This is a genomic window from Coprobacter fastidiosus, assembly GCF_030296935.1.
GTDB classification, from domain to species: Bacteria; Bacteroidota; Bacteroidia; order Bacteroidales; family Coprobacteraceae; genus Coprobacter; species Coprobacter fastidiosus.
Genome location: NZ_AP028032.1, coordinates 765,000 through 791,065 on the forward strand (window position 1 = coordinate 765,000; position 26,066 = coordinate 791,065).

Below are 26,066 nucleotides of genomic sequence, written 5' to 3' on the forward strand. Positions count from 1 at the left end.
GTTACTCTTTTAATAAATCTTTGATATATTCATAAACCTTGGTATAACTCAATGCTTCTGCCTGACAATCTTTACAGAACTTTAAGGTTTCGTCCATTCGAACTTTATATGTAGAATTAGTCAAACTTGTTTGAAGAAAGGCCTTGAACTTATGAATATCAGACTCGTCAATTGAAGTTTCTTTTGCAGGATGCAATTTTGCATCAATGACATTTTGAACTTCTGATCTTGGCGTCAAATATCTAGCATACTGTGTCCAACACCAATCACCATCATATCTTTGTGGCTGACCATTAGGCTTAAGATCAGAAAGGTTAATAAGTTTTGATGTCAATGAATCCTGATATATTGTATTGATAGGTAACTGATATTCTTTTTCGATAAGTTCCTTCTTATTCTTTAAGGATATCAAAATACCATTAATTTGATGTTCAACAACTTTGGCTTGTGAAACTATATTTGAGATTCTCCATACGATTGATGAAATTATTGCAAATATTGATACACCATCCTTGTCTTCTAATACGATTCTCTTACAGTTTGACAGTAATCTAGATACCAATTGTAATTCAGATACATATCCTTGGAAAGGCATTTTCTCTGGATTCGCTTTCGCATAATTCTTAGAATACAACAAATCTGTTATAGCTGCTATGTGTTGAGTTGAATTCGATATTGTTGAAACAAGCTCTGTTTGCTTTTCTTCAATTCTTGTATTCAACTGACTACGCAACAAAGAGAAATCAATCTTTTCGATATACGCTTTAAGATATAGCAATTTTATCAATGTACGCCCCTTGCTAAATCCATAAGACATATCATTATTATATGAAGCTATCCAATGGTCATTTAGAGAATCCTTCATAAAAGTCAGCAGTTCGTCCAACTTACTTACAGATCTCTCATTATTCATCATAGCTGTGAAAGAACACAGATGTTTAATGATGTAGTCTTCATTATCATAAGAACTCATCAATTTACTGGCAGTTTCTCTTGATAAAATATTTAATATTTGATCAAAGAATAAGGATTCGTTAATCCTATCTTCAATTGGGGGCAGATACAAAGCATTTCTAAAGTTTCCTACTTCTTGAAGGATCTTTAATAATGATTGATAACTTGATGTAGGCTTCTTTGCATTCTCCAATATATAGTACATTGCAAGATACTTACTTTTTGTATCAGTTATATCTGCAGATTCAAGACTGGTAAAATCCCAAAGAATATTGTCTTCATAATCCCTCTTTTCGCAGATTAGGTTTTCCATTGCTGACTCATGGTCTTTTTTCTGCGCAAGAGAAATTGTGTTAATAACACAACTATCCCCTTCCAATACAAGTCTGGAATAGTGTTCAATTGTTCTAATAGCCTCCTTTTGCTTTGTCCATTCTCTATTTTTAATAACGTCAATGGCTGTATGGAAGTCGTATGTACGATTGTCGTCAATCAAAACAATATCATTGCAAGATCCAGCTACTATGACAATTTTTGCCACAGAGTCAATAAAATCTGCTATTTGTCCCCCAAAATTGAACTGATAGTGATTGTAATCCTCAAAAACCAACTTTTTCATTTTACAGATTGGCAGAAGGTTACCTGAACCATCCTTACATACTTCTTCTTTCAGTTGGCTTATATATTCATGTTCTTGGAGATATACTATTCTAATAGTTTTACTTGCATTGGTATGCAAGTCATTCTTTTGTGATTTGATATAGTCTTTAAGCCTGAGGATATACTTTTTTAAAGGTTCATCCTCTAAAATAGGTACAAAGATAATTGTATTGTCACTACTACGAGAAGTCAAAAGGACACTCTGTCTGAAATTTGAGGATTCAAGTTTTTTATCCAAACTCATATCCTTATATTTCAACTTCGGAGAGCCAATAGGCTGTTCAATGATTTCCCTAATGGCACGTAATGAATACTGCATATAAATCTCATTTCCTGATTTAATTTTGCAAGTTTCAAAAATACTATTAAGATTCTCAAAGTTATCATCAATTGTTTCCTCTTCGACAGAAGATTCAATAAATTTAATAGAATCTAAGATAAAATCTTTTGTCTCTCGTGTTACTTGGTCCTCATTATCCTCATACTGACTAATAAAGTCGTATGTTAACTCTAGTAATGGAATCAAGAAAGTTGTAGCAAGTGCTTTCTCTTTGTTATTTCTGCATGCAGTTGAAAAAGCAATTTTACCGTCAGAATTAGAACAAGCAGAGAGAATATAGCTAAAATACTTACCAACGTTTCTTATATAATCAACGCTTGTGTATTTCCCTTGTTCTTTACACTTTTCAAGATATGCAGAAAAATCATCACTAATTGCAGGATTGAGTTCTTTTACTACAGATACTAACTCATCTGTACAGAAGAAATCTTCTGCACTATCCTTCATTGCCTCTCTGTATGAATCCTCAATCTTAATGGATTGTGGTTCAAAATCTAGTAAAAGTCTACCAACAATCGGACGAATGTAACTATTCATTTGATTGAAATAAGAAACCTTTAGGTATTTTACTTCTTCACCACTTTCATCTATTGGCTCATTGAAAATGTCCTTTACAAGGAATTCTGTTGCATCATATTCCTTATAAATACTATAATCAATGGCATCCCACAATTTCTGTATATGACCTGGACGACAACGAGACATCCACCATATAAAATTCACATATCCATTAGCGCACTCCTTCATAAACTTACGTTTAAGTAAGGCTACCGTTGGAAATGGAATCTGAATTGTCTTCAGTCTTCTATTAGCAGCTGTTTCGCTATCATTATTTCCATCTGTTCCCTTTTCTTTTGCTACTTCATAGCCAGAAGCTGGTCCATTGCCAATAACTAATAAGAAAGGTTTTGTCTGAACAACTTGATCAAACAATTCACGAAGGATACCACCCCCAGATGATTCAACATAACGTTTGAGTTCATAGAATTTTGACTCAAATTCATCCACAAGGAGTATAGGAGGTGTAGTGCTTTCTAATGCTTGGCGGATAACTTCTTCGGAAAAAACAAGTTTGCTAATTTCTGATTCTTTGGTATCATTTGAATCCAATGTGACAGGAATGAAATCTTCCAAATACTGGTTTAAGCTTGGATTCTCAGAATCATCACCAGATTTAAAATCAGGGAAATCAATATCGTTTATATCATTCCAATTAGAGTTTCTCAATTTGTCGATCTGCTCTTTAATGATACTATTGATAATTCTGCTAAGTTGGTTATTTTGAACCTTACCAGATTCCAATGACTCTGCTTCCTTCTTTACAGCATCAACAATCTTAGCCAAAGGCATGTAGAAGGTAGGCGTTTTTAGCACTTCCCAACCGTAATGGAATAGATAGTATAATGTTGTTGATTTACCAATACCAAAAGCCCCCTGTAACATTATTGGTTGGATATTGCCTTTGTTACAGCCTTCTTTTAGATCAGACTCTACAGTTTCTCTTAGTTTTTTATGTTCGTTACTAAGATCAACCCATTTAGTTCTTTTTATGAGTGGGATGTAAGTTCCTGCCATATTATTACTTTAATCTAATTGTTATCGTTTTATTCAGAAGTGGAGATTCTATTTGGTATAAACCTTTTCGCAAACCTCCATATACTATTCTCTCAGAATTTGAGGTACCTTCTATTTGTTTGTTTTCTAGATTCCGCAGTACTACTTCTACTTTTGGAATAATAGTTAAAATGAACTCTGCTTTCTTTTTCCTGACCTCAATAGAGAAAGGCATATGCTCATAATTGAACTCAATGCAATCATTCTCAGAAATAATATTATTGGTTCTGGCAGCCATCGCATATTCTTCATGTCCATTAAGAGGAATCAATCTTGGCTTAAGGACATTCATTTGAGGCATGTGTTTTGTCTTAGAATAATCCTCATAGTTAACATCTACAGAGAATGAAAAATTCTCAGACCTTTCAAGATTATTCATAAACGCAATCACAGAATGGTTTAAGAATCGAGCATTTGATATTTCTATTTCTCTGAATTCTTCTTGATCATTTGTCAACTTACAGTCTTTGGAAGAGCTATCCAAATAATAATCACCTACGTATTTATCCAGAATTTCAGTAAGAATTGGCTGCTCATTCCATCTCTCTATAAAGAAAGGAAAACCTGTTATTGATTCCTCTTCACAAATTTGATCATTCTCAGAAGCCATTTCAACAAATGGAGATATAGGACATACTCTAACAAACATTCCATCTTCTCCTATCATTTCTTCTTGAGAAACCAATAAAACCATAATAGGAGCAGCAGCCGACTGGAGTATTCCTTCGTAATCCATATAACTTCTTTTAATTGTCCATATCTGATTCTCTTTGATTTTAGGACGTAGATGCAAATAATTGACAGGCACATCATTCGAAGCGAATAAGTCGTTAATGCTGGCCAATTCTTTATCTGATACTATAATGTCTTCTTTCACCTCAGGAATTATCGGGTTCTTGAGGAAATCATTTATGATGTTCATATATTCTACGTTTGTCATAATGGTAATACTCCCGTTTCTGATATTTTGTCCAAAGCTAAAGCAATATTTTGCAAGAAAGAAATACCTTCCTCTTCATTATTAGGCACATAAGTAGAGAAAATTTTTTTCTTAAAATCTTCTATCTTGCGATGGACAGAGCTTTTCGGAAGGTTATACTTATCAGCGATGGATGATAATGATATACCACCTGTATTCTGAAATATGTACTCTAAGAATATACGTGAATCTACTTGACCTACGTCTTCGATTATTGTCTTTATTGCTTTGGTTTGCTCATCGTCAAGTTGATTATAAACAATTTGATTTTCTGACATATTTGTCTTGAAGACTGACTGATCTAATAATTCAAAGACAGCTTTAGCCAAAGAAGAAACCGATACATAACCATCAGCCGACAAAAGAATATCTTCTATTGCCAGTTTAACAATTGGCTTAAAATGTTTAGTATCTTCATTTATTGGATAATGAGCAAGATACTTAACGACATCATCTAACTTATCTATCCAATTATTACCATCGGACATTGAACTTTTAACATAAGCACTATGTTCGTGAGTTTCTTCATCATAGTCTTCTTGGCATATTTCTTGAACAAGTTCCTGACACTTTTGAAAACTCAGACCGACCTTTTGTTGTTCTTCCTTAATTCTGTTTGAAACAAAAGAAATGAACATTTGTGTAAAATAATAAGACAAATATTCAAATGGCACTTTTGACAAATACTTAATCTTATTTTTGGATATAATCCACTCAAAGAACTGGTGACTCAATTCCTTAATATCATCACTTTGCCAATCATTGTCATTATGATCCGATACTATGATACTTTTCTTCCACTGGTATTTCCTCACCATCGAAGTAATCGTACCAAGTATGTTTGCGTAGCCTCTGGATGTTAGTTTTCCAGAGAGCAACTCTAATAGATATTCTTCCTTAAACATTGATTCCTAGGCTAAATTTGATTTGTAATTTGAGTTCTTCTATTTGGCTGTCACTTAAGGAGTCTATTCCATTCCAACCTCGTTGCAAATTAGTTAAATCCTTAGAATTATATGTCATTCTAAGTTTTATCAAGAAGTAAGAGTAAGGACAATCGGGATCATTTGGATTGATCTTTACCCTAAAGACATTTGTGCCCTTATTATAGTCTTTGGACGTTCCTGGAATTATCCAGCATTTTTTGTTTTCATCAAATACTCTTCCAACAACAGACGGATGAAAATCATCTTTGTCCTTGTTGTGAGCAAAATGATTATCCCAAATACCATTAGGAGCAACCCATATAGAGCCTATTACAGGACAATAAATATCCTGTAGTATGCTCTTCCAATTGGATAATTGTAAATTAATCATTTTAATGTTCTATCTATAAACTTTTTGTTACCGTTTGTTCCTTTGCATCAATCATTTAAATTAAAATACTGGCTACCCAAGAATGGCAGTTTCACTAATTTACCTTGTTTATATGCATTATAAGGCGAGAGATTCTTATGTAGCCCTAAAGCTGAAAGACGAACCACATTTGTTTCTCCCTGTTCATCTTTATCCGTAAACCATATTGTATCACGTCGTATAAACTCCTCATTTAATAGGTTAATGTCGTGAGTAGTCAATAGCATTTGTGAAGTCTGATTGCTATTAGCCAAGAATACTTTTATAAAATAGGATAGCAATTCATAATGAATGCTTGTTTCAACTTCATCTATGGGTACAAACTGGTTATTTTTCAGAAGGAAATTCAGTATTATGGCCATTCCTAAAAATCTCATAGTACCGTTTGATTCATACTCTTCAGATAATTCATATAAACCATTCCCTGTCCTATGAGTGAATGTCAATTCCGTATTTGTTATTTTACCTTTTTTCAACATTTCTGATTTTGCATCATCAGCAATTGGAGCTTTCTGAATCAGTTGTTCTAGTTCAGGCGTTATAAGTTCTTCTTCTTCATGAAGAGTAACATCTTCAATATTAAAATCCGAATCCTTTAAAAAGTTCAAAATAAATTTCTTCAGATTTCCATCCTTGTCCTTATCCAAATGACGTTTCACATATCCCGACAAAAGCATTCCAGGAGCAAGAACATCTTTTACTTGCTTTGCAAAATAGTCATAGACATCATTTAGCTTGGTCTTCCCTACATTGCAGTTTCCAAAAGCAGCAAGCACACTGCAGTTATTTATTGTGTTTCCTGCTATGGTATCCTGATTTTTCTTTGCCATTTTCAGGTTTATTCCAAATTCTATAACTGAAGAATCTGTATAAGGATCATAGCTACGGCTATAAAGTTTTGTAGGGCGTATGGATTCATATACAGTTAATGTTTCGGAATATATACGCTTTTTATCAAGCTCAAAGCTAAGGATATACTTCAATTGGTTCACATAAAAAGACATAGACATCTTTGTCGTTTTAGTCTTTGATGTTTCGTCTAATAAAAAAGGAACAACTCTAGTAGTATCATTACGACCTTTTGGCACCCTTAACACCAGCATCTTGAAAAAATCTATAGCTTCCAGCACATTGCTTTTACCAGACGCATTAGCCCCATATATTATTCCTACTTTCAGTAATCTTACACCATCCTTAACTTCATAAGTGTATTCATCCAACATAAAACTGTCTGATGAAGGTTCAAAGCTTATTTTTTGAGTCGACCTTATTGAGTAGAAGTTTTCTACTGTAAATTCTGCTATCATAGTCAATCTATTTCTTCTTTGATTGCAAATATATCAAATAAAATAAGAAATAGAATATTATACTACCTGTTTTTGTAAAATAGCTACATTTATCCTGTTTATAATTAGATAAAATCAAATTATTCGCTTGACAACTTTACTTTACCCACGTACTAATATATACGTCCATTAAAGTAAAGTCAAATAGAGGGAAAAGAATTAATTCTATTTTTTCCCCTTTGTTCAGTAAAACAATAAGCGTGAAACTCCCTTGCATTTAGTTGACATACTTGGCGAAAAACTCACGTATTATTTGTACCTTTGTAAGTAGATAGAAAACTGGTGAACTTCAGTTGGGAAAAACTAAATTTTCCGTGGTTCTAATTAAAAGGCGGAAGGAAGTATAGAATTAATAGATTCAGCTTCAAAAACAACCCATTATGGCCTCAAAAATACTTTTCTACCGTTTAAAACATAAGTTTTTGATTATCAATTTCATCTACATGTGCATCGAGAAAATAACTATATGATTATCAATGAGTTAAATTGATTATAATCGATTGATATGGCGCTCTTTACGGGGTGTCTTTTTGTTGCTAAAGTATCGTTGATAATCGTTGCTAAGCCTTTTTACGCCATTTTTTGTACTTCCTGTGTACCTCACCACGAAAATCCGAGGATTATCGTTGGCAAGGTCGTAGAGAACTTTTACGCCATTTTACGGGATTTTACGGAGTTATACAAAATATTGGAGAAATAAGGAGAAATAACATGAGTAGCAACATTGAAATCAGACGAATCTGTGCGTGGTGCAAGCAAGAATTCATTGCACATAAAACAACCACAACCTGTTGTTCGCACAGATGTGCAAACCTTCTGTATAAACAGAAGAAACGTGAAGCTTCCATTAGAGCTAACAACCAGGTTGTCGAAAAAGTCATCAAGGAAAAGCCGATTGAAAAGATCAGAGACAAGCCTATTCTTACTATCACAGAAGCTGCCACATACATTGGAGTAATCCGACATACTCTTTATGGCTATCTGAAAAGAGGTGAATTAAAAGCCTCCCGACTTGGATATAAATTTCTATTGAAAAAGGAAGATATTGATGACTTATTCAATAAGCCTATAGAATTTAAAATTCCGGTCAGAGACAAACCTTCCATTAATGATTTCTACACCACCACCGAAGTCAAGGAGAAGTATGACGTAAAGGATTCCTGGATATTCCATATCGCAAAGGAACATAATATCCCACGAACCTTTCACTTTGGGAAAACCTATTGGAGCAAAAAGCATATTAATGACTACTTTGCAAAGAAAGCTCCCGATCCTGAAATCAAGGAATGGTACAGCACGCAAGACATGCAAGAGAAGTTTGGCATGACACTGACGGCCATCTATTCTTTTGTATCAGAGAATGCCATTCCCAAAAAGAAAGTCGGCATCATGGTGTATTACTCCAAGAAGCATGTGGACATTGCCAAAGGTCTCATAGCTCCCGAAGAGCCCAAATACTACACCATTGCCGAAGTGATGGAGCGATTCAATCTGACACGGGATCAACTCTACCATTATGTGAAATACCATAATATCCCCCGTATCAAGGTCGGTAAATATACCAAGATCCTGCGAGCAGAGCTAGACAAGTTCTTTGAGCCTCCAAAGATAGAATGAGGCGAAAGTTATTTTCTGGTGATAAATATCACCATCATAACACCTATTTTATTTGCAACAAAAACAAGTATTAATCAAAAAAACAATATAGCTATGACACTTACATGCACCAACGTAACTCTGAGACAAAAGTCATTGCGTAACGACCGCATATCTCTTTATCTGGATTATTACCCGGCCATCCGCAATCCTTACACGATGAAGATGAGTCGCCGGGAATTCCTCGGCATCTACATCTATGCCAAGCCCAAGAACGAGCAGCAAAGAATGTTCAATCAGGATATGCTGAACAAGGCAGAGGCCATTCGCTGTATTCGTGTCCAGTCGCTTATCAATGAAGAATTCGGGTTTCTAGACAAGAACAAGCAAAAGGTAGATTTCCTTGCCTACTTCCGGACAAAGGCACGGGAAAAGTATGAGAAATGGGATTGTGTTTACAATCACTTTGAGAAATTTGTCGGCGGTAAATGTACCTTTGGCGATGTCACCGTAGAACTGTGCGAGAAGTTCAGGGATTACCTGCTCAAATGCAAACAGATCAATCATCCCAATGCTTATATCTCACGCAATTCTGCAGCCGGCTATTATTCTACTTTCCGAGCTCCGTTGAAAATAGCCTATAAAGAAAAAATGTTGCGTGAGAATTTGAACGACTTTCTGGAAAAAATCGAATGGAAAGAGGTCAAGAAAGAGTATCTGACACTTGATGAAGTCAAGAAACTGGCAGCTACACCCTGCAAGATTCCAGTCTTGAAACAAGCCTCCCTGTTTGCTTGCATGACAGGCCTCCGTATCAGTGATATTCTGAAGCTGGACTGGCGTGATTTTGAAGTCGGCCCGGATCAAGGCTATTACATCCGTATCTGCACCGAAAAGACAGAAACCGAGGCCACCCTCCCCATCAGTCAGGAGGCACTGAAGTTGTGTGGCGAATGGGGCACCGGAAAAGTCTTCAAAGGCTTAACCCGCTCCATGACCCATCATCCCCTGAAACAATGGATTGCCGAAGCCGGAATCAGAAAGCACATAACCTTCCACTGTTTTAGGCACTCGTATGCGGTCATCCAAATCTCTTTAGGTACAGACATTTACACAGTATCGAAAATGCTGACGCATAAGAATGTCACCACTACTCAAATTTATGCTGATTTGGTCAATTCCAAGAAGAGAGAGACGGCGAATAAGATTTCGCTGAAATAATAGAGTCGTTTCTTTATCTGTAACAGATCATATCTGGAAAATCTATCGGATATGGCCTGTTATATCATAATATTAATGGAAGCGATTATTGATTGCCAAGTCAAAATTATACCAACCAATTAAGTTCATTAAACTGTTCTAACATCTTATTTCCGCATGCAGGGTCAATCTGTCTTACAAACATTATCTTTCCCCTTAACCAGTCTTTGTACAATCCCTTTGTCGTTTTCAAATGTTGATAATGTTCATATACTCCAAACTTCTTACAAAAATGCAATTCACGTAATATTTCCTTTTTATACTTTTGCGATACATGTACTCCATTTGTTACAGTCAAACCTGTAACCTCTTGCTTACATCCTTTATAACGTACTTTTGTTTTCATCCGATTTACTTTAAATCCATTAAGATATACGATTTTATAGATGTCTTCAAGAGCTGGAATCTTAACATCATAATCAGCCGAAAATGTTAGATCATCAGCATAACGTGTATAAACTATTCCTCGTTTTTTACAATATTCTAACATCATCTCATCCATTCTCGATGCTATGATATTTGATAACATTGGACTTGTTGGCGCACCTTGTGGTAGTCGAGACTTATATGTACATAAGGCAGTTAATGTTTTAACCACTTCATCTTCATATCCTAGAGAATGAAAATAATTATTCACATTATCTAGTTCTACTGTATGAAAAAAATTCTTCAAATCAACATTAATCAGCCAGTCATGCCCCGCATGAGGTGCAGCATTTGTCAAGATACCGCGTACTTTGTCCCTATTTTTAAATGCTGGTATAAATCCATGAACGCAATCGTTTATTGATAAATCTTTACAAAGTATATTTATATAAATCCATCGCTGCATATTTTTCAGCAAAAAATCAGGTGCTTCTATTAATCTATCACCACCAGACTTTTTCCTGATTTTGTATTCTGTATAATGTTTCTCAACATTTGCAACCATTCCTTTGAGGGTTTCTGCGCAACATTCAAAATACATGGCAAGATGAACAAAATCAAATATCACAGGGAGATTTCGCTGGTGCAAACTCCCTGCATATTCAAAACATTCCTTCAAATAATTTTCCGTATGGTTGTTTTCTACGGCACATTCTTTAAAAAGAGACTCCCAAGTATCTGTCATAGTCATTTACGTAATTGTCACTTTAGTGACAGTGCTGGACAAGCCTTGTTCAGCACTATCAGTGTAATTGTGTTTTAATTTCTGTACGCCCCCGGGACATACAGGCAAAGAGTATTACATCTTTACTTAAAGCTAAAATCCTATGACTTCCCCCTGAAAGTCTCTGGTATATACATATAGTCTCTATCATCCACATAGAAAAATCCTTTTTCCTTATTCTCAATTCTAAATATCTTAGATGCTTCAGCTAGTGCTTTCTGGGCCTCGTATGTAACTTTATGGTCTTTATCCCACATGCCAATTTTCTCTCCTTCCTCAAATATAGAAGCCATATCATCATTAGTCAATCCCATCTCATTGGCTATAACCACTTCTGGCATTTTTTTCTCTAAGCATCTCAACAGATATGTTAATTTTACATTTTTATCTTGGATAATACCCTTCCAGTCCGGATTATCCAAATCAACTCCAAAGAACTGAGACAATTTAAAAACCCATCTATTATTGTCCATCCTTTGAATAAAAGCCATGTTTTGTTTTTTCAGCTGATTCCGTGCAATCAAAGGCTGCCAATATTTTACACCATTGTCTTCATACTTATCAACCCATATTATTGGTAGTGTATTGTTAGGAACAGCATGGGCGAACAAAACCAAAGCTTGTGAATTGGAATAGCCTAATTCTCGTCTTCTACATATCTGTTGACCATATTTATAACAGAACTCCCTGATTTTTTTCATCTTAAGATATCCTCCAAAAGGCGATTTATTTTTACTAAACGCATGAACTCTGACATCTCCATACAGTTTTACGTATGGGAAATCACGTTCTAACCTAGTCTTTCCTTTGTCCATCAGGATACAGCTCAAAAGGACGATCTTATATGGTGCATTTTCTTTTACAATATTACCTATTGTCCATTCATTATTTATTTGCAGTATCTTTCCGTTCTTTTCTTTCTCAAACGTTAGTTTACAGTCTGTTGCAAATGAATCTCCAGAGCCAATTATGTCATCAAGGAATATTATGACATCTTCATCTATCAAAGATTGAACGTCTATATCCTTGGGATGATTATAATACATTATTCCTTTTATGTTCTTAGGCGTTTGATTTCTGAACAGATTTTTTACCAAATACATAATGACATGTCCACTTTTCCCAGGTTTACCCAGTGGCATAAACAAAACACGAAATGGTTTTTGAATCTCGCCCCACAGATCTTTAAAGATAGTATTAAGTTTTGATAATAGCATTCCCAACAGATCTTCTTCACGATAATACTCCAACTTTTCCAATACAGATACAGCCATTTCCTGTTCGTCATCTTGAAAGTTGTCGAGCCATCGGTACACATCATACAATTCTAACCTATCGTAAAATCTGTACCTAATAGTATCTACTATTCTTTTCTGCAAATTCTCTGATGGTATTCTCATTCACTTGATAACTTTATGGTTACACCTATCTCAAAACAGCTTAATGATTTCAACTTAATCCTTAAATATTCACGAAGTCTTGTTTCATTTGTAAAAGTACTACTTTTTCTCGAATTTGAATATTTCCACATATATTAATCTACCTAAATTACATCCTATTGTGGCATAGATGGCATAGAAATAAGTACCATATCGAGGACAAATGCTGCCACTTTCTTGGATTTATAACATGGTATCTATGAAATGACATATATTTGCGCACAAACAATTAGCAAATATCACTATGAATCAGAAAAGTATAGAACATATTACACTCTATTCCCTTGTATTGGTAGGTACTCTTGTTGTTGGCGTTTTAGCTCGTCAGTTTGTTTTATCCAAAGGTGTTGACGATTTCAGTAGTAGTGTTGCATTTTTTGCAACAGTAATTGTCTTGATGGCGATCTATGCCAGTTTACAGATAACTTTCAACCAACTACTGTTACCACAACATCGAAACCTTTCTATTCCGTTTCACAGCTTTTCAAACGATGAAAAATCACAATGATACCGTTTCTGCTCCGGAAGCCCTTACAATCGAAGATTCAAATCAGGCTGCCCCCAATGTCATTGACCCTGCTCCTACCGCTGAAGAAACAATCTCTGAACCCTCAGAATATGAAGTCATGCGAACCAACGCTATAGCAAAAAAGAATCATGTTATTCAAACCAAATTAGAAAAGGCGCTCAATTATACTAAGCAAACAATGGTTGCCTATATGAGTGAAGAAGATCTCAACCGTTTATATGCATACATCGTAGAATATAGCTCAGGCGATACCTTACAAAAGATATCTCCTGTAAAGGTTGACTCACAACTTAAAAGCATTGATATTATGTATTTTGGATGGAATATAGGCAAGGCTTTTGGCAGAAAGCGTGTTCATACTGCCACATTCATCAAGAATGTCTTTGCCCATACTCTCCGTGATTTGGAAATCTCAACTATTGAGCATAAGATGTCACATACTGAGTCTGTATGTCATATTAAATTAAATGGGAATTTATCTTAGCTAAGATCCAATATTTTTCTTTTTAATTCTTCCTGAATATTAGTCATTTCTAAACTAAACATAGCATATGTTTCTTTTTCTTGAGGTATTGGTACACCTATATTGTATATCACACCACCAAATCCACGTAAGTCGCCTAATTTAGTTACCATTATATCCATTGTGGATTTAGGATATATGAAACCGCCAATATTAGCTTTTTCAACATGCATATATGATATAATTTGATGCATATCATTTCTGTCTATACGATTATTATCTAAATGTTTGTATTTAGCATCTAATATGAAATTTTCTTTAAAATAATCAGGATAACGTTTGCATCTACTAACTACAAAATTTATATCTGCTTCATTTTTATTGAATAAATAGATTCCACCTTTTCTAGCTCTATTTTGTGGATGACTAAATCCGCATTCTTTCAATATTGTTTTATGTATAAACTCCTCCCAAAGCCATGATCCACTAAATAATAAGCCATATATCCGATTATTATCAACCCCATATTTCAGCCTTTTGTGACATAAAATCTGGATACACAATTTTTGTAATATTCTGTACTCTGTATAATATGGATGAAAAATTGGATTTCTGTTTTTTATTAGAATATTATTTAACGCACGTTTGTCATACGATGGTGTAGCATTACATATTTGAGAAACATAAGCTACAGTATCTGCATCTGTTTGTAATATCGCAGACATATATGAATCTCTTATATATTCGATTGTGTGCCTTATAAGTTGTGTAAGGTCATTATCACAATTATACTCCTTTATTCTATATGCAATCTTCCCAGTAAATGGGGTGTTGTTTTTTATATGATTTGAAATATTTATGGTTCCTTTAACATTGATATTATTACAATTTTTAGTAGTATATTTCTTATATAATCCCTGCTTCAAAGCCCTTTTCAAATAGAACGGAAACATGTATGTCAAAAAGTCAAATATTCTATCGTTTGATATTGAATGTTGAAGGTCTAACAAATTTATATGAAATACTTTTTGTAACATATAATGTAAAAAATAATCCTCAATGTCATTTTTCGAAAATCTAGTACTAATAGTAATTTGACTATCATTTATTCCAATAAAGCCCAACAAATCTCCTGTTTGCAACTTTTGGTTATCCATTGTAAAAATGTAGCTATCAGCAATACCATCATGATGGATATCTAGTTGTTGAGAGAATATCAATAAATTAGAATTATTGTTTTCGCATAGATTTCGTATAGTAAAATTTGCTATCTTTGATAAGTTCTCTCTATCTTTATCTCTAAGTTGAGTTATTGGAATTTGACTATAATCGTAAGTTTTATATACATTAGACATTATATTTGCTTTGCAGTTGAAATTGTTTTTATTTGTTGTTATATGCTTTCTCGAATGCCGCCATCTTTATATCAACATCTTCGGTTCCTCTTACGTATTCATAGAGTACGCCTTTAATATGATAATCCCATAAATATGACCACATTGTATCTGGATTATCTTTATATAACATAACCTTTCTGAAATATGCTGGACCTATATGATAAGATGAATTTAGTCCTTCTGTTTTCTCTATGGTCATATTGAGATTAACCATTTTATCAATAGCTTCATTCTTTAAATCACTTAATTCATCTAACATTTCTATTCTATCCGTCGCTTTTATTTCTTTCCATGCAAAACGTCGACGCATTGCGAAGTCCATAGAATCCACACTTCGGTCAATATCATTCATTGTTCCAATAATATATACATTTTCTGGCACATAAAATCCATCTTCATACATATCACCATCTTCTATAAGGTTTTGATACTGAGTTTGAATTTTTCCAGTTTCGCCTCTATATCCTGAATCTATCGAAAAGAATAATTCTCCAAAAATTTTTGAAATTTCGCCTCTATTTATTTCATCTATAATAAATACAAAATTCTTACGTTCTACACGCTTTTCCTCTATTGCATTATGATGTATAAAATTCTTATATAAGAAATATAATGTAGCCCAATATGCTGATGTATGACATCCTTTTATGGCATCTGTAACAGCTTTGTAAATATTGTGTATAGAATCTAGTGCTTCAATATTTTTATAGACTAATGATAATTTTCTTAGCCTATTAAAAGATACTATATATGTTTTTTTTGAATCGTTACCTTTCGCCTTTAGAATAAGATTATTATTATCTGAAACATCCACTATTTCCATACTCATAGAGCTTGATTTTAGAGGAATCTCTTTAATTTCTTCGTTTCGGATTTTGTCTATCATATCATCATAGGCATTCTTAAACATCACATCCTCATTTATGTCTTGACGACTTTTTTTGCTATCAATTAGATTTTCAAGCGCTTGAGCACAAAAATCCTTAAATACTCCACGCTTTAATTCAAATCCGATATTAGATTCTCCTTCTTTTTGAATAGGCCGCAATCCTTCAACAAAATCTGTATAATCATATGAAGGGTGGAATTGCACCATTTTACATTGATGATTCTCTTCGGTTGCTCCAAATTCTTTTGCTATCAACTTCGCCAAGTAAGTTTTCCCAGTACCAGGAGCACCTGTTAAAATCAGATTCTTGTTACTCTTAAGTAAATTAGCATATTCAATCATAGCTTCATGTTTCTCCTTGTTAACTATTAAAGTCTCAAATGTATCAAAAAAATTTTTTAGATTTTCATTAGGAGCCATGTCGTCAAAAAGTCCTAATTCCGACAATGAAAAAGACATCTCTGACTTTGCTGATGCTTTTTCTTGTTTGGATAAATACAATCCTGTTATAATTTGCTTTGCCTTATTCCAAATTGGCCTCGTATTTAGCCATGTACCATTCCAATTCAAATAGCATTGATTTGTCATATATGATCCAAAGCTACATGTAACATTAATGCACAATTTATGTTTTCCATAATTAGCCCAGTTTGATATTTGGTTCTGTATAGCTTGGTCATTATAACCTAATCCAGTTACAATAAAGCTATTAAGTATAGGTTCTATATACTTTTTATATCCAACAATATTTTCAGATTTTGTTTGGACATACTCTAAATGAGTAACAAAGTATTCTAACAAACATTTATACCGATAGTAATAGTCTTCCATATATTTCTTACAGATAAAAATAATAATCGAATTTAGCAAAAAATATTTTCTCAGTAAAGCTTATCAGTTTTAATTTTATTTTCTATCCATCTTTATTTTATAAAAATATGCTCAATAATTTGTACAATAGAAAGTAGCAATCAGTTACAATATAAAATGGATTCATTAATTAGCTAGTTATCATTATCTGTTACCTCCAAAAGTTATCTCACAGTTATATTCCGGTGATGTTTTCCACCATTAAAACACCAATTTCCTTTGCCAGCGAACAATTAAAAACGAGTACGTATGGCAAACGAACAAATCACTTTTGATAAGCTGCCGCAGGCGGTAGGTTATCTCACAGAACAGATGGAACAAATCCGGCAAATGGTAGCGGCACTGCAACCGCAGACCTCTTCCGACAAGCATCGTCTTATTGAAATTGACGAAGCCTGCAAAATCACACGAAAGGCAAAGCCTACCATTTACACGCTTGCGCGTAAAGGACTGATTCCGGCTTACAAACGAGGTAAGAAACTCTACTTCTATGAAGATGAGTTGCTGCAATGGATTGAGTCCGGACGCAAGCAGATGCGGGCAATGTCGCTTCAGGAACAGGCTGCGGAAATAGTACATGGAGCGAAACGCAAACCAAAGGGAGGCTATAACTTTTGATCTGCACGGCTATGGGACCTTCCAAATTAACAGCAGAAGGTATCATCGGCGAGGCTGTGCGCATCGGAGCCAAGATGTCTGGCGGTGAGTTCCCGACAGAAGTCTTTCCTATCAGGATTCAGCGTATCATCAGCAGTTTGCACGATTGTCAGGGCTATCCCGTGGATTATGTTGCTGCGGCTATCCTTGCGGCCATTGCCGTGGGGATTGGCAACTCCCATTTGGTGCAGGTGAAACGCAACTGGCTGGAAAGTCCCATTCTGTACATGGCATTGATTGGTCGCCCTGGAGCTAATAAAAGTCATCCACTGAGTTTTGCTTTCCAGCCGTTCATTGAACATGACTATTGTCAGAATCAGGAGTATCAGAAGTTGTATGCCGAGTATGAACGCACTATGTCCATGAGTAAGGAGGAACGCTTGGAAACCGGTTTGGATGAGTTTCCGCAGGCTCCCGTGCGCAGACGCTTTTTTGTTTCGGATATCACTCCCGAAGGATTGAGCCTGATACATGCCCAGAATCCCAGAGGACTCTACCTTTGGTCGGACGAGCTATCGGCCTGGTTCAAGAATTTCAACCACTACAATGACGGTTCGGAAGAACAATTCTGGCTTTCGGTATTCAATGCCAAGCCTACGATTTCCGACCGCAAGAGTACGCAAAATTCCATTTTTATCAGACGTCCCTATATCTCCGTTATCGGTACCATCCAAAAGAAGATTCTTGGTGAATTGGTCAAGGGCGAGCGTTCGAGTAACAGTTTTATTGACCGTATTTTTTTTATGATGCCCGAATCTGTCTTGAAAAGCAGATGGAACGACCGGGAAACTCCTGAAGAACTGGAAATCCAGTGGCAACAGATTATCGACAAGCTGATCGCACAGGATTGTCCGCATGACGAGAATAATGAGTTGCAGCCTCAATGCCTGCTATTTGATGAAGATGCCAAGCAACGGCTTTACGGTTGGCAGCATGAAAATGCCCGCCAATGTGATATGGAAACCAATGATGCCTTGGTAGGTATTTACTGCAAACTGGGAATCTACATTATCCGGTTTTGTCTGATTATCCAGCTTGCTCGATGGACTTACGAAGAGTGCGACAAGCATACAATTGACCTTGAAAGTGTGAACCGTGCCATCCTGCTGACTGAGTATTTTCGGACTACAGCCGTAAAAGTGCAGATTGCCGTCAGTCAGGAACAGTTGAGCGAATTGCACCGCAACATCTACCTGAACCTGCCTCAGAGATTTACGACGGCAGAAGGTATCGGTATCACTGAAAGTTACGGAATGAAAGAGCATGCTTTCAAGATGTTTCTAAAACGCCACATCGGAACATTATTCAGAAAAGAGAATCATGGAGAATACAGTAAATAAACCTGTTACTATGCACATTTTCGCAACCAAGGGGTTTGTGAAGTTGCGAAAATGTGCATAGTAACATCCAAACAGAAAGAAAAATGAACTACAGATTCATATTAGAACCATACAAAGGTGTCAGCACCCGGCATACATGCCCGAACTGCCACCGCAAAAGTTATTTCGCCAAAATACATCGATACGGAAAAAACAAATCAGCTTTCCCGATTATGTAGGGCGATGCAACCATGAACAAAAATGTGGCTACAATTATACGCCCAAAATGTACTTTGACGAAAACCCGATTGCCAAGGAACGATTGAGAGAAGAGCTTGTGCCGAGGTCAAAGCCTCGCATCAGTCTGCCTCCTGAGCCTTCATTCATTGAGCCGGAAATCATGAGGCAGTCCCTGAAGCTGTATCACACGAACAAGCTGTTTCAGTTCTTGAGTTTCCATTTCGGGCAGGAGGCTACCGAAGAACTGATGTTGCGCTACCATGTTGGAATCTCGAAGCATTGGCCGGGAGCTACAGTCTTCTGGCAGGTGGATATTTCCGGACGGGTACGCACCGGAAAAGTGATGCTCTACAATCCTGAAAACGGAAGACGGATTAAAGAGCCGCACAACTATATCACATGGGTACATTCCCTTTTGAAGAAAGAGAATTTCAACCTCCGGCAATGCCTATTTGGTGAACATCTTTTGTCCTCCGACCAGCAGCGTCCGGTTGTCCTTGTGGAGAATGAAAAAAGCGCTTTGATATCCAGCTTCTATCTGCCGCAATATCTATGGATTGCTTCGGGCGGAAAGAACGGAGCGTTTAATCGGGATGCCATGAGCGTATTGAGAAACCGCCGTCTCCTTCTCTTCCCCAACCGGGGTGCAACCGACTATTGGAGCAGCAAAATGGAGATGATCCGGAGCCTGGGAATAAAGGTTTCTCTCTTCGATTTTATGGAAAGAAACGCAACAAAAGAAGAACGGGATGCCGGTTATGACATCGCAGATTTTCTGCTGAGAGAAGAGACAAAGGAGGCTATTCTTAATCGTCTTATCACGTTGAATCCGACCTTGAAAATGCTGGTCGAAACTTTCGATTTACAACTTGTCAATGTGGAGAAAGCACCTCTTTCAGCAACGGTTCAACGTACTCGGAAAGTACTTTTCAAACGATGACTTTCAGATGTCTGATTCACTTCTTTTTCACTGGAGCAAGTTTATGCCGGTGTATTACATTTCTCGGCCACTTGCTCACCTCAAAAGACGGTGAGACAGCTCCCGATGGTCACAATTATTAATCCCCAAAGCAAATATTATGGACAAGAAAAATACAGTTACAATCCGTCTTACAGACGAACAGTTTGACCGGCTCAGATCACTCAGCCGACGCAGTAAACGCAGTCAAAGCGAGGTAGTGCGTTCACTCATCGAACACGGTACGGTGCGCGAACGGATTACGAAAGAAAATCTTGACATCATCCGAAAACTGATTGGCGAAAGCACGAACTTGAACCAGCTTGCCAAACGAGCCAATGCTTACGGTTTTTATCGTGTGGCCGATGAGTGCCGGACCGTCGCCCAACAGATTTCACAACTCATAAAACAGCTCAAAGATGATAGGTAAAATTGTCAAGGGCACGTCGTTTTCCGGGTGCGCAAACTATGTGCTGAGAGAAGATAAATCACGCCTGCTGAAAGCGGTTGGTGTCTACGGTTCACCCGAAGAAATAGCCGAGCAATTTGAGTTGCAGACTTTATTGAATAACAAGGTCAAGAACAAGGTCGGTCATATATCATTGAGCTTTTCAGCAGAGGACAGGGATCACATCCGTGACGATGATGGGCTGATGCTGAAAATCGCCCACGACTATATGAAACTGATGGGAATTGAGAACACGCAGTTCATCATCGCCCGACATATCGACCGTGACCATCCGCATTGCCATATCGTTTACAACCGGGTGGATAATGACGGTCGCACCATCAGCGACAAGAATGACCGTTACCGGAACGAAAAGGTTTGCAATATGCTAACAACCCGTTACCGCTTGCATTTTGCCGAAGGAAAAGAGCATGTCAATTTCATGCAGTTGCGCCGTCACGACAAGATAAAATATTTTATCTATCATGCCTCGAAACGAGAAGTTCCGAACACCCGAAGCTGGAGTGAGCTGCGACTGACCTTACGGAGATATGGAATTGATACGCAATGGAAGCTAAGCCGCACGACTAGCGAGATGCAAGGTGTCAAGTTCACATGCAACCAGATGACTTTTAGCGTCTCCAAGATTGATCGCCAGTTCAGTTTACTGAACATCGACCAGGAGCTAAGATATAACGCTCTTTCTGCTACCATGAACCAGCGTCAGGCACAGGCAGAAACCATACGCGAGTAACCTCGGCATGATTATCAGCAAAAGAATCATGCCAGCATCAGTCTGGGATTGTTCACTCCCTCTCCTACGGATTATGATACGGAGGAAGCGATACAGGCCAACTGGCTTAAAAAGAAGAAAAAGAAACCAAAACGCAAGCGAGGTTTTAGTCTATAATCAATTTTTTATTAACCATCAAAATTCAAATTATTATGAACTATTCCGATTTTATTTACAATTTCAATCTCTATTTGTGTGAGAGATTCGGTTACAGAAACCGCTGTTCCGTTATGCACAACGCCAACGGTATTTGTGTTTCTGTCCATGTTGGCGAAATGGATTTATATATCCGTTTCTGGGAATACAGTTGTGGTGTTGGCAGTATCCCTGACTGGGGTATTATCATTGTGCGCAGTAACTTCAAACGAAACCAGCAAGAAAGCCTGAAAGACCTTGCCAGATTCTTCAAGGAGTACGCCCCGCGCTATGATTACAAATACCTTTGCACCGAAGATGACGACTACAAGTATTATCAGACCCTTGGTTTGAAACTTATTCACAAAGGATTCTTCCGACAATATAATTATGGGTTGCCGTTGAAGGAGTTGGAGGTATAATGTAGATTTTTAAAAAAGGAGAGGTCTTTCTCTCCTTTTTCTCTTTTTATATAATTATGTTTTATATCTTTGTAAAATAACAAAGGATTAAACAATGGACAAACCTATGAACCGAATAAAAGAGGTGCTTGAAGAAAAAGGCATTAAACAGACATGGTTAGCAGAAAAGCTCGGAAAGAGCTTTTGTATTGTCAATTCTTATGTTTGCAACCGTCGGCAACCAAGTTTAGAAGTATTATTTGAGATTGCAGAAATTTTAGATGTAAACGTCAAAGATTTAATTAAAAATTAATATGGAAAAGGATATTTTAAAAAATGGTTATATACATGATTATATATCAGGCTTACAAGTAAAAGCTTCACCTGAAGAAGTAGAAGCTGTACAAGTATATTCGAAAATATTGGTTGAAGACTATCATTATCCCAAAGATAATATACAAACTCATCCTCAGTTTAGAGTAAAAGCATCTCCGTCTGATACTTCATATAAATATCCTGTTGATATTGTGGTATTTAAAACCCCTAAAAAAAAGAGAGGTGAAGAATATATTATAGTAGAATGTAAGAAAAAAACAAGAGAAGATGGTATATCACAATTAAAGGATTATCTAAAATTTTCAGAAGCAGAATTGGGGGTTTGGTATAATGGAGAATCAACACATTATATAAGAAAATACATAACAGAAGGACATATATTATTTGATGAATCTATAATTAATATACCCCAATATCTTCAAAGATTAGAAGATATTGGACTATTTAAGCGTGCAGACTTAAAATCTACACACAATCTTAAGGCTAAATTTATTTCAATTAGAAATTATTTAGCAGGAAATGCTGTAGGAACAACAAGAGATGAAGAGCTCGCTCGTCAAATAATTAATATTATTTTGTGTAAGCTATATGATGAGAAATTTACTAAACCTGATGATATTGTTTCATTTAGAGCTGGTATAAATGAGAGTGCAAAAGAAGTAGCTCAGAGAATTAAAGATTGATTTAATGAGGCTAAAATTATTTATAAGGACATTCTAGATACTAAAGAATCTATAGATTTAGATGATAGATTTCTTAAATACGTTGTCGGTGAACTTCAGAATTATTCATTAATGACAGCCCAAAGAGATGTAGTTGGAGATGCATTTGAAGTATTTATACACAGAGCTTTAAAAGGTGGTCAAGGCCAATACTTTACTCCTAAAAATGTAGTAAGAACAGCTATTCGGATTCTTGATATTGATACAGAAGATAAGATAATAGATCCTGCCTGTGGCTCAGGAGGATTTCTTATAGAGGGATTAAAATATTTACATGATAAAATAGAAAAAAAAGGTAAAGAATTTAATTGGCCTCAAGATGAAATAAATAATGAAAAAATAGCTAAAGCTAATATCAATTTTAGAGGAATAGAAAAAGATACATTCCTTTCAAAAGTTGTAAAAGCTTACATGGTAATAATGGGCGATGGTAAGAGTGGAATATTTTGTGAAGATAGTTTAGAGTTTCCACAGAATTGGCAAACAAAAACACAATCAAATATTCAATTAGGGACATTTGATATATTATTGGCAAATCCTCCATTTGGGGCTAAGATACCGGTAAAGGGAGAAAAAAAATTATCACAATATCCTCTTGGTTACAAATGGAAATATAATAGTAAAATCAAGTTATGGGAAAAAAGTAAGATAAAAGAAAAAGAGGCTCCACAAGTTCTTTTTATAGACAGATGTTTAGATTTTGTAAGAGAAGGAGGACGTTTGGCTATAATTTTACCAGATGGAATGCTTAGTAATCCAACTGATGGGTATATAGTTCAACATATGCTAGAACGTGCAGAACTTTTAGGTTTAATAGATTTACCAATGAGTACATTTTTGCCATATACTCCAACGAAAACTCATTTAATTTTTTTGAGACGAACAGATAAACCTAGAAAGGATTATACATTTTTTATGAGTTACACTAAAACATGCGGGCATGATAAAAGAGGTAGAGAAATTAATGAAGATGAGATTTCAATAATTCCTGAATATATAAAGAAAATAGATAAGAACGAAAAACATTCTCATTTAGGATGGAATATGAAACTTAGTGAAGTAAAGAATAATATTCTTTTGCCAAAATATTATAATCCAGATATAGAGAATGATTTAGATGAATATAGAGAAAGTGGAAAATATATAATCAAAAGCATTGAAGAGTTACAGAAAGAAAAAATAATCAAAGTAAGTAGAGGAAATGAAGTTGGTAGTGAAAATTATGGAACAGGTGAAATCCCCTTTGTTAGAACATCAGAAGTTTCAAATTGGGAAATAACTACAGACTGTACTCATTGTCTTTCTAAGGATATTTATGAATTATATAGAAAAAAACAAAACATTGAGATTGATGATATTTTGGTTGTAAATGATGGGACTTATTTAATGGGAAGAACTGCAATGATAACTGAAGCAGATATTAAGATCGTTATCCAAAGTCATTTTAGACGAATTAAAGTTCTAAAAAAAGATATTATATCTCCTTACTTATTATTAGCTCTTCTTGGTTTGGAAGTAGTGCAAAAACAAATTGAATCTAAATCTTTTAGACAAGGAACTATTTCAACTTTAGGAAATAGATTAATGGAAGTTAAAATTCCTATACCTATTGACGAACAATTAAAAAAAGAATTATCAGATAAGGTTAAAAAGATAATTCTAAATAAGCAAGAAGCTAAATTAATAGCGCAATCATATAAATTATTAAATAAAACAGAAAATTTGATGGGAATCAAAAATAAAGCGAAAATTGGTAATCTATAATAAACATCATCATGAACAAGATTTTTTATAGTTAAAATCTTGTTCATGATAGATTCTGTATAAAATATGGGTAAAACAGTAACTACATATCTCATTGACAGTGATCCGAAAGATACGCAATACTCCTTCATCAGCAACAAAATATGCCAGATGTTTGTAGTGCCTCGTTCCAACTTGTCATACTTGAACAAACAGGAAAAGTTACAGAAGCCTGCGTTTTACATCCTAATAGGTGAAGATGAAGCGACTAAGCCAAAAGCTTATATCGGCGAAACAGAAAACTTCAAAGAACGTGTGAAAGATCACGACAACAAAAAGGAGTTTTGGCACAAGGCCCTCATCTTCGTTTCAAAAGATGAAGACATGACGAAAACAGACGTGCAATATTGGAGTATAAGGCCATTGCTGAGGCTAAAAAAGCGAAAACATTTGTTCTCAGTGAAAACAAGCAAATACCCAAGACACCAACTTGCCCGAACATCAGCGAGATGCTATGGATGAATTTTTCGAGGATGTCAAGTTCCTTGCCTCTTTTATAGGGTGCAATATTTTCGATATAGCACAGCCCAAGGAAGAGCATTTGTTTTACACGAAAGGACGCGGATGCGATGCAAAAGGATATTGAATCCTGGAATAACATTGATAGACCATATGGTTTATGCAAATAATAATCCGGATAAGAATATAATCGATATTTTTGAACATTTTATAAAGGAGTCAAAAGTTCTTACGAATAATGGAACCTGTATTTCTATAGAGGATTTAGGCGATGAAATAGCTGAGACATACAAGAGTGTTGTTCAGAAATTTCTCTTTGGCAATAATTCAGATAGAAAGCTTGAATATCCTGCTGAAATACTAGATCGGGGCAAGATTTCAAATGGTATGATCCCTTTGTTAAAGTTGTTGACAAAACATGACATAAACGCAGAATTACTTCAATTAGTAGTTGAGGTTTGTGGCACTCCTGTAATATGGAATGATTTTGGGGATCTTAGTATTCCCAATACTGTTGAACAGGGAAAACCCGATCTGGAGATTTGGGCATTAATAGCTAATCAATCTTTATACAAAAGAATGTCAAACGTAAATCAACTTGTTTGCCCAATGTTCCCTATATGCCAAATTTTTATGAAGAATTATATCAAAAATGAATGTTATGAGCTACCCTGGCAGGGACCAGAATGTATTATGACATTAAATTGGGGATTCTTTAGGTTTAGAATAGTATTTATAAAAATAAAGCAGCTTATTGTACTTTTTGTCATAACTCAACATATCATATAGTAAACAAATATAGCTGTTTTGCTTTATTATATTATTGTTACAGAAATAGATCTTCGGAGACAATCAGCTTTGACGTACATTATAGAGCGTTGAAATACTAAACACTATTATATTATTCGTAGAATTCGTATTTCACCTATAATAAACAATATATTGTTTATTAC

At 35.5% G+C, this 26,066-nt stretch carries 19 protein-coding genes and 4 pseudogenes; 14 read left to right on the forward strand and 9 right to left on the reverse strand.

The genetic code is table 11. From position 1 onward, the window contains the following. Window position 1: 1 nt before the first annotated feature. Genes QUE35_RS03110 through QUE35_RS03130 form a run of 5 tightly spaced genes read right to left on the reverse strand, consistent with a single transcriptional unit; the run spans window position 2 to window position 7,210 of the window. On the reverse strand, window positions 2-3,529 hold the full coding sequence (locus QUE35_RS03110) for a hypothetical protein (RefSeq protein WP_022601132.1): 3,528 nt from the start codon (window positions 3,527-3,529) through the stop codon (window positions 2-4). A 4-nt stretch (window positions 3,530-3,533) separates the two neighbouring features. Next, the gene (locus QUE35_RS03115; protein ID WP_031258570.1) at window positions 3,534-4,490 is read right to left on the reverse strand and encodes a hypothetical protein; all 957 of its coding nucleotides are present in this window, start codon (window positions 4,488-4,490) and stop codon (window positions 3,534-3,536) included. A gap of 14 nt (window positions 4,491-4,504) precedes the next feature. Next, window positions 4,505-5,452, reverse strand: coding sequence for a hypothetical protein (locus tag QUE35_RS03120; RefSeq protein ID WP_022601130.1), 948 nt, complete (start codon window positions 5,450-5,452; stop codon window positions 4,505-4,507). Next, window positions 5,445-5,864 carry a hypothetical protein gene (locus QUE35_RS03125; RefSeq protein ID WP_022011571.1) on the reverse strand — a complete coding sequence of 140 codons (420 nt, stop codon included), beginning with the start codon at window positions 5,862-5,864 and terminating at the stop codon, window positions 5,445-5,447. Before QUE35_RS03125 ends, QUE35_RS03120 begins: the two co-directional genes overlap by 8 nt. A 47-nt stretch (window positions 5,865-5,911) precedes the next feature. After that, window positions 5,912-7,210, reverse strand: coding sequence for an AAA family ATPase (locus QUE35_RS03130; RefSeq protein WP_022601129.1), 1,299 nt, complete (start codon window positions 7,208-7,210; stop codon window positions 5,912-5,914). A 750-nt stretch (window positions 7,211-7,960) separates the two neighbouring features. Between QUE35_RS03130 and QUE35_RS03135 the strand changes: the two genes are divergently transcribed. Continuing rightward, window positions 7,961-8,866: a helix-turn-helix domain-containing protein gene (locus QUE35_RS03135; protein WP_022601128.1), complete on the forward strand. Its 906-nt coding sequence runs from the start codon at window positions 7,961-7,963 to the stop codon at window positions 8,864-8,866. 93 nt (window positions 8,867-8,959) lie between these two features. Further along, window positions 8,960-10,066: a site-specific integrase gene (locus QUE35_RS03140; protein ID WP_031258566.1), complete on the forward strand. Its 1,107-nt coding sequence runs from the start codon at window positions 8,960-8,962 to the stop codon at window positions 10,064-10,066. A 106-nt stretch (window positions 10,067-10,172) separates the two neighbouring features. Here the strand turns inward: QUE35_RS03140 and QUE35_RS03145 are convergent, their stop codons facing one another. Together QUE35_RS03145 and QUE35_RS03150 are read right to left on the reverse strand one after the other, a co-directional pair. Beyond that, window positions 10,173-11,216, reverse strand: a complete 1,044-nt coding sequence (locus QUE35_RS03145) for a reverse transcriptase domain-containing protein (protein WP_169721126.1) — start codon at window positions 11,214-11,216, stop codon at window positions 10,173-10,175. A 140-nt stretch (window positions 11,217-11,356) separates the two neighbouring features. After that, window positions 11,357-12,655, reverse strand: a complete 1,299-nt coding sequence (locus QUE35_RS03150) for a phosphoribosyltransferase-like protein (protein ID WP_022601125.1) — start codon at window positions 12,653-12,655, stop codon at window positions 11,357-11,359. 283 nt (window positions 12,656-12,938) lie between these two features. Here QUE35_RS03150 and QUE35_RS03155 point away from each other — a divergent pair. After that, window positions 12,939-13,707, forward strand: a pseudogene (locus QUE35_RS03155) (mobilization protein). Here QUE35_RS03155 and QUE35_RS03160 read toward each other — a convergent pair. Together QUE35_RS03160 and QUE35_RS03165 are read right to left on the reverse strand one after the other, a co-directional pair. Further along, window positions 13,704-15,041, reverse strand: a complete 1,338-nt coding sequence (locus QUE35_RS03160; RefSeq protein WP_022601124.1) for an McrC family protein — start codon at window positions 15,039-15,041, stop codon at window positions 13,704-13,706. The pseudogene QUE35_RS03155 and the gene QUE35_RS03160 overlap by 4 nt on opposite strands. 28 nt (window positions 15,042-15,069) lie before the next feature. After that, a complete protein-coding gene (locus QUE35_RS03165) occupies window positions 15,070-16,803 on the reverse strand; it encodes an McrB family protein (protein WP_022601123.1) in 1,734 nt (577 codons plus the stop codon). Between the two features lie 288 nt (window positions 16,804-17,091). On the opposite strand from QUE35_RS03165, the gene QUE35_RS03170 reads away from it, so the two are divergent. The 11 genes and pseudogenes from QUE35_RS03170 (at window position 17,092) to QUE35_RS03220 (ending at window position 25,902) form a co-directional block, all read left to right on the forward strand. After that, complete coding sequence (locus tag QUE35_RS03170) at window positions 17,092-17,460, forward strand: helix-turn-helix domain-containing protein (RefSeq protein ID WP_022601122.1); 369 nt, start codon at window positions 17,092-17,094, stop codon at window positions 17,458-17,460. 11 nt (window positions 17,461-17,471) lie between these two features. Then, window positions 17,472-18,839 carry a DUF3987 domain-containing protein gene (locus tag QUE35_RS03175; RefSeq protein ID WP_022601121.1) on the forward strand — a complete coding sequence of 456 codons (1,368 nt, stop codon included), beginning with the start codon at window positions 17,472-17,474 and terminating at the stop codon, window positions 18,837-18,839. A gap of 83 nt (window positions 18,840-18,922) precedes the next feature. Continuing rightward, window positions 18,923-19,998, forward strand: a pseudogene (locus QUE35_RS03180) (DUF6371 domain-containing protein). 139 nt (window positions 19,999-20,137) lie between these two features. Beyond that, the gene (locus QUE35_RS03185; protein ID WP_022601119.1) at window positions 20,138-20,446 is read left to right on the forward strand and encodes a MobC family plasmid mobilization relaxosome protein; all 309 of its coding nucleotides are present in this window, start codon (window positions 20,138-20,140) and stop codon (window positions 20,444-20,446) included. Then, a pseudogene (locus QUE35_RS03190) lies at window positions 20,436-21,374 on the forward strand (relaxase/mobilization nuclease domain-containing protein). The gene QUE35_RS03185 and the pseudogene QUE35_RS03190 overlap by 11 nt, the downstream one beginning before the upstream one ends. 35 nt (window positions 21,375-21,409) lie before the next feature. After that, complete coding sequence (locus QUE35_RS03195) at window positions 21,410-21,814, forward strand: hypothetical protein (RefSeq protein WP_031258563.1); 405 nt, start codon at window positions 21,410-21,412, stop codon at window positions 21,812-21,814. A gap of 94 nt (window positions 21,815-21,908) precedes the next feature. Beyond that, complete coding sequence (locus QUE35_RS03200; protein ID WP_022601116.1) at window positions 21,909-22,106, forward strand: helix-turn-helix domain-containing protein; 198 nt, start codon at window positions 21,909-21,911, stop codon at window positions 22,104-22,106. A 1-nt stretch (window position 22,107) separates the two neighbouring features. Continuing rightward, a complete protein-coding gene (locus QUE35_RS03205) occupies window positions 22,108-22,812 on the forward strand; it encodes a type I restriction enzyme HsdR N-terminal domain-containing protein (protein ID WP_286262321.1) in 705 nt (234 codons plus the stop codon). 111 nt (window positions 22,813-22,923) lie between these two features. After that, a complete protein-coding gene (locus QUE35_RS03210; RefSeq protein ID WP_286262325.1) occupies window positions 22,924-24,615 on the forward strand; it encodes an N-6 DNA methylase in 1,692 nt (563 codons plus the stop codon). Window positions 24,616-24,681: 66 nt separating this feature from the next. Beyond that, window positions 24,682-25,237: pseudogene (locus QUE35_RS03215) on the forward strand (GIY-YIG nuclease family protein); the annotation flags it as partial. Then, window positions 25,237-25,902: a hypothetical protein gene (locus tag QUE35_RS03220; protein ID WP_154659340.1), complete on the forward strand. Its 666-nt coding sequence runs from the start codon at window positions 25,237-25,239 to the stop codon at window positions 25,900-25,902. The pseudogene QUE35_RS03215 and the gene QUE35_RS03220, both read left to right, overlap by 1 nt. Window positions 25,903-26,066: the final 164 nt, after the last annotated feature.

Coding starts and splice junctions, on each gene's coding strand:
- QUE35_RS03110 (WP_022601132.1), bottom strand. CDS start 3,529: ATGGCAGGAACTTACATCCCACTCATAAAAAGAACTAAATGGGTTGAT.
- QUE35_RS03115 (WP_031258570.1), bottom strand. CDS start 4,490: ATGAACATCATAAATGATTTCCTCAAGAACCCGATAATTCCTGAGGTG.
- QUE35_RS03120 (WP_022601130.1), bottom strand. CDS start 5,452: ATGTTTAAGGAAGAATATCTATTAGAGTTGCTCTCTGGAAAACTAACA.
- QUE35_RS03125 (WP_022011571.1), bottom strand. CDS start 5,864: ATGATTAATTTACAATTATCCAATTGGAAGAGCATACTACAGGATATT.
- QUE35_RS03130 (WP_022601129.1), bottom strand. CDS start 7,210: ATGATAGCAGAATTTACAGTAGAAAACTTCTACTCAATAAGGTCGACT.
- QUE35_RS03135 (WP_022601128.1), top strand. CDS start 7,961: ATGAGTAGCAACATTGAAATCAGACGAATCTGTGCGTGGTGCAAGCAA.
- QUE35_RS03140 (WP_031258566.1), top strand. CDS start 8,960: ATGACACTTACATGCACCAACGTAACTCTGAGACAAAAGTCATTGCGT.
- QUE35_RS03145 (WP_169721126.1), bottom strand. CDS start 11,216: ATGACAGATACTTGGGAGTCTCTTTTTAAAGAATGTGCCGTAGAAAAC.
- QUE35_RS03150 (WP_022601125.1), bottom strand. CDS start 12,655: ATGAGAATACCATCAGAGAATTTGCAGAAAAGAATAGTAGATACTATT.
- QUE35_RS03160 (WP_022601124.1), bottom strand. CDS start 15,041: ATGTCTAATGTATATAAAACTTACGATTATAGTCAAATTCCAATAACT.
- QUE35_RS03165 (WP_022601123.1), bottom strand. CDS start 16,803: ATGGAAGACTATTACTATCGGTATAAATGTTTGTTAGAATACTTTGTT.
- QUE35_RS03170 (WP_022601122.1), top strand. CDS start 17,092: ATGGCAAACGAACAAATCACTTTTGATAAGCTGCCGCAGGCGGTAGGT.
- QUE35_RS03175 (WP_022601121.1), top strand. CDS start 17,472: ATGGGACCTTCCAAATTAACAGCAGAAGGTATCATCGGCGAGGCTGTG.
- QUE35_RS03185 (WP_022601119.1), top strand. CDS start 20,138: ATGGACAAGAAAAATACAGTTACAATCCGTCTTACAGACGAACAGTTT.
- QUE35_RS03195 (WP_031258563.1), top strand. CDS start 21,410: ATGAACTATTCCGATTTTATTTACAATTTCAATCTCTATTTGTGTGAG.
- QUE35_RS03200 (WP_022601116.1), top strand. CDS start 21,909: ATGGACAAACCTATGAACCGAATAAAAGAGGTGCTTGAAGAAAAAGGC.
- QUE35_RS03205 (WP_286262321.1), top strand. CDS start 22,108: ATGGAAAAGGATATTTTAAAAAATGGTTATATACATGATTATATATCA.
- QUE35_RS03210 (WP_286262325.1), top strand. CDS start 22,924: ATGACAGCCCAAAGAGATGTAGTTGGAGATGCATTTGAAGTATTTATA.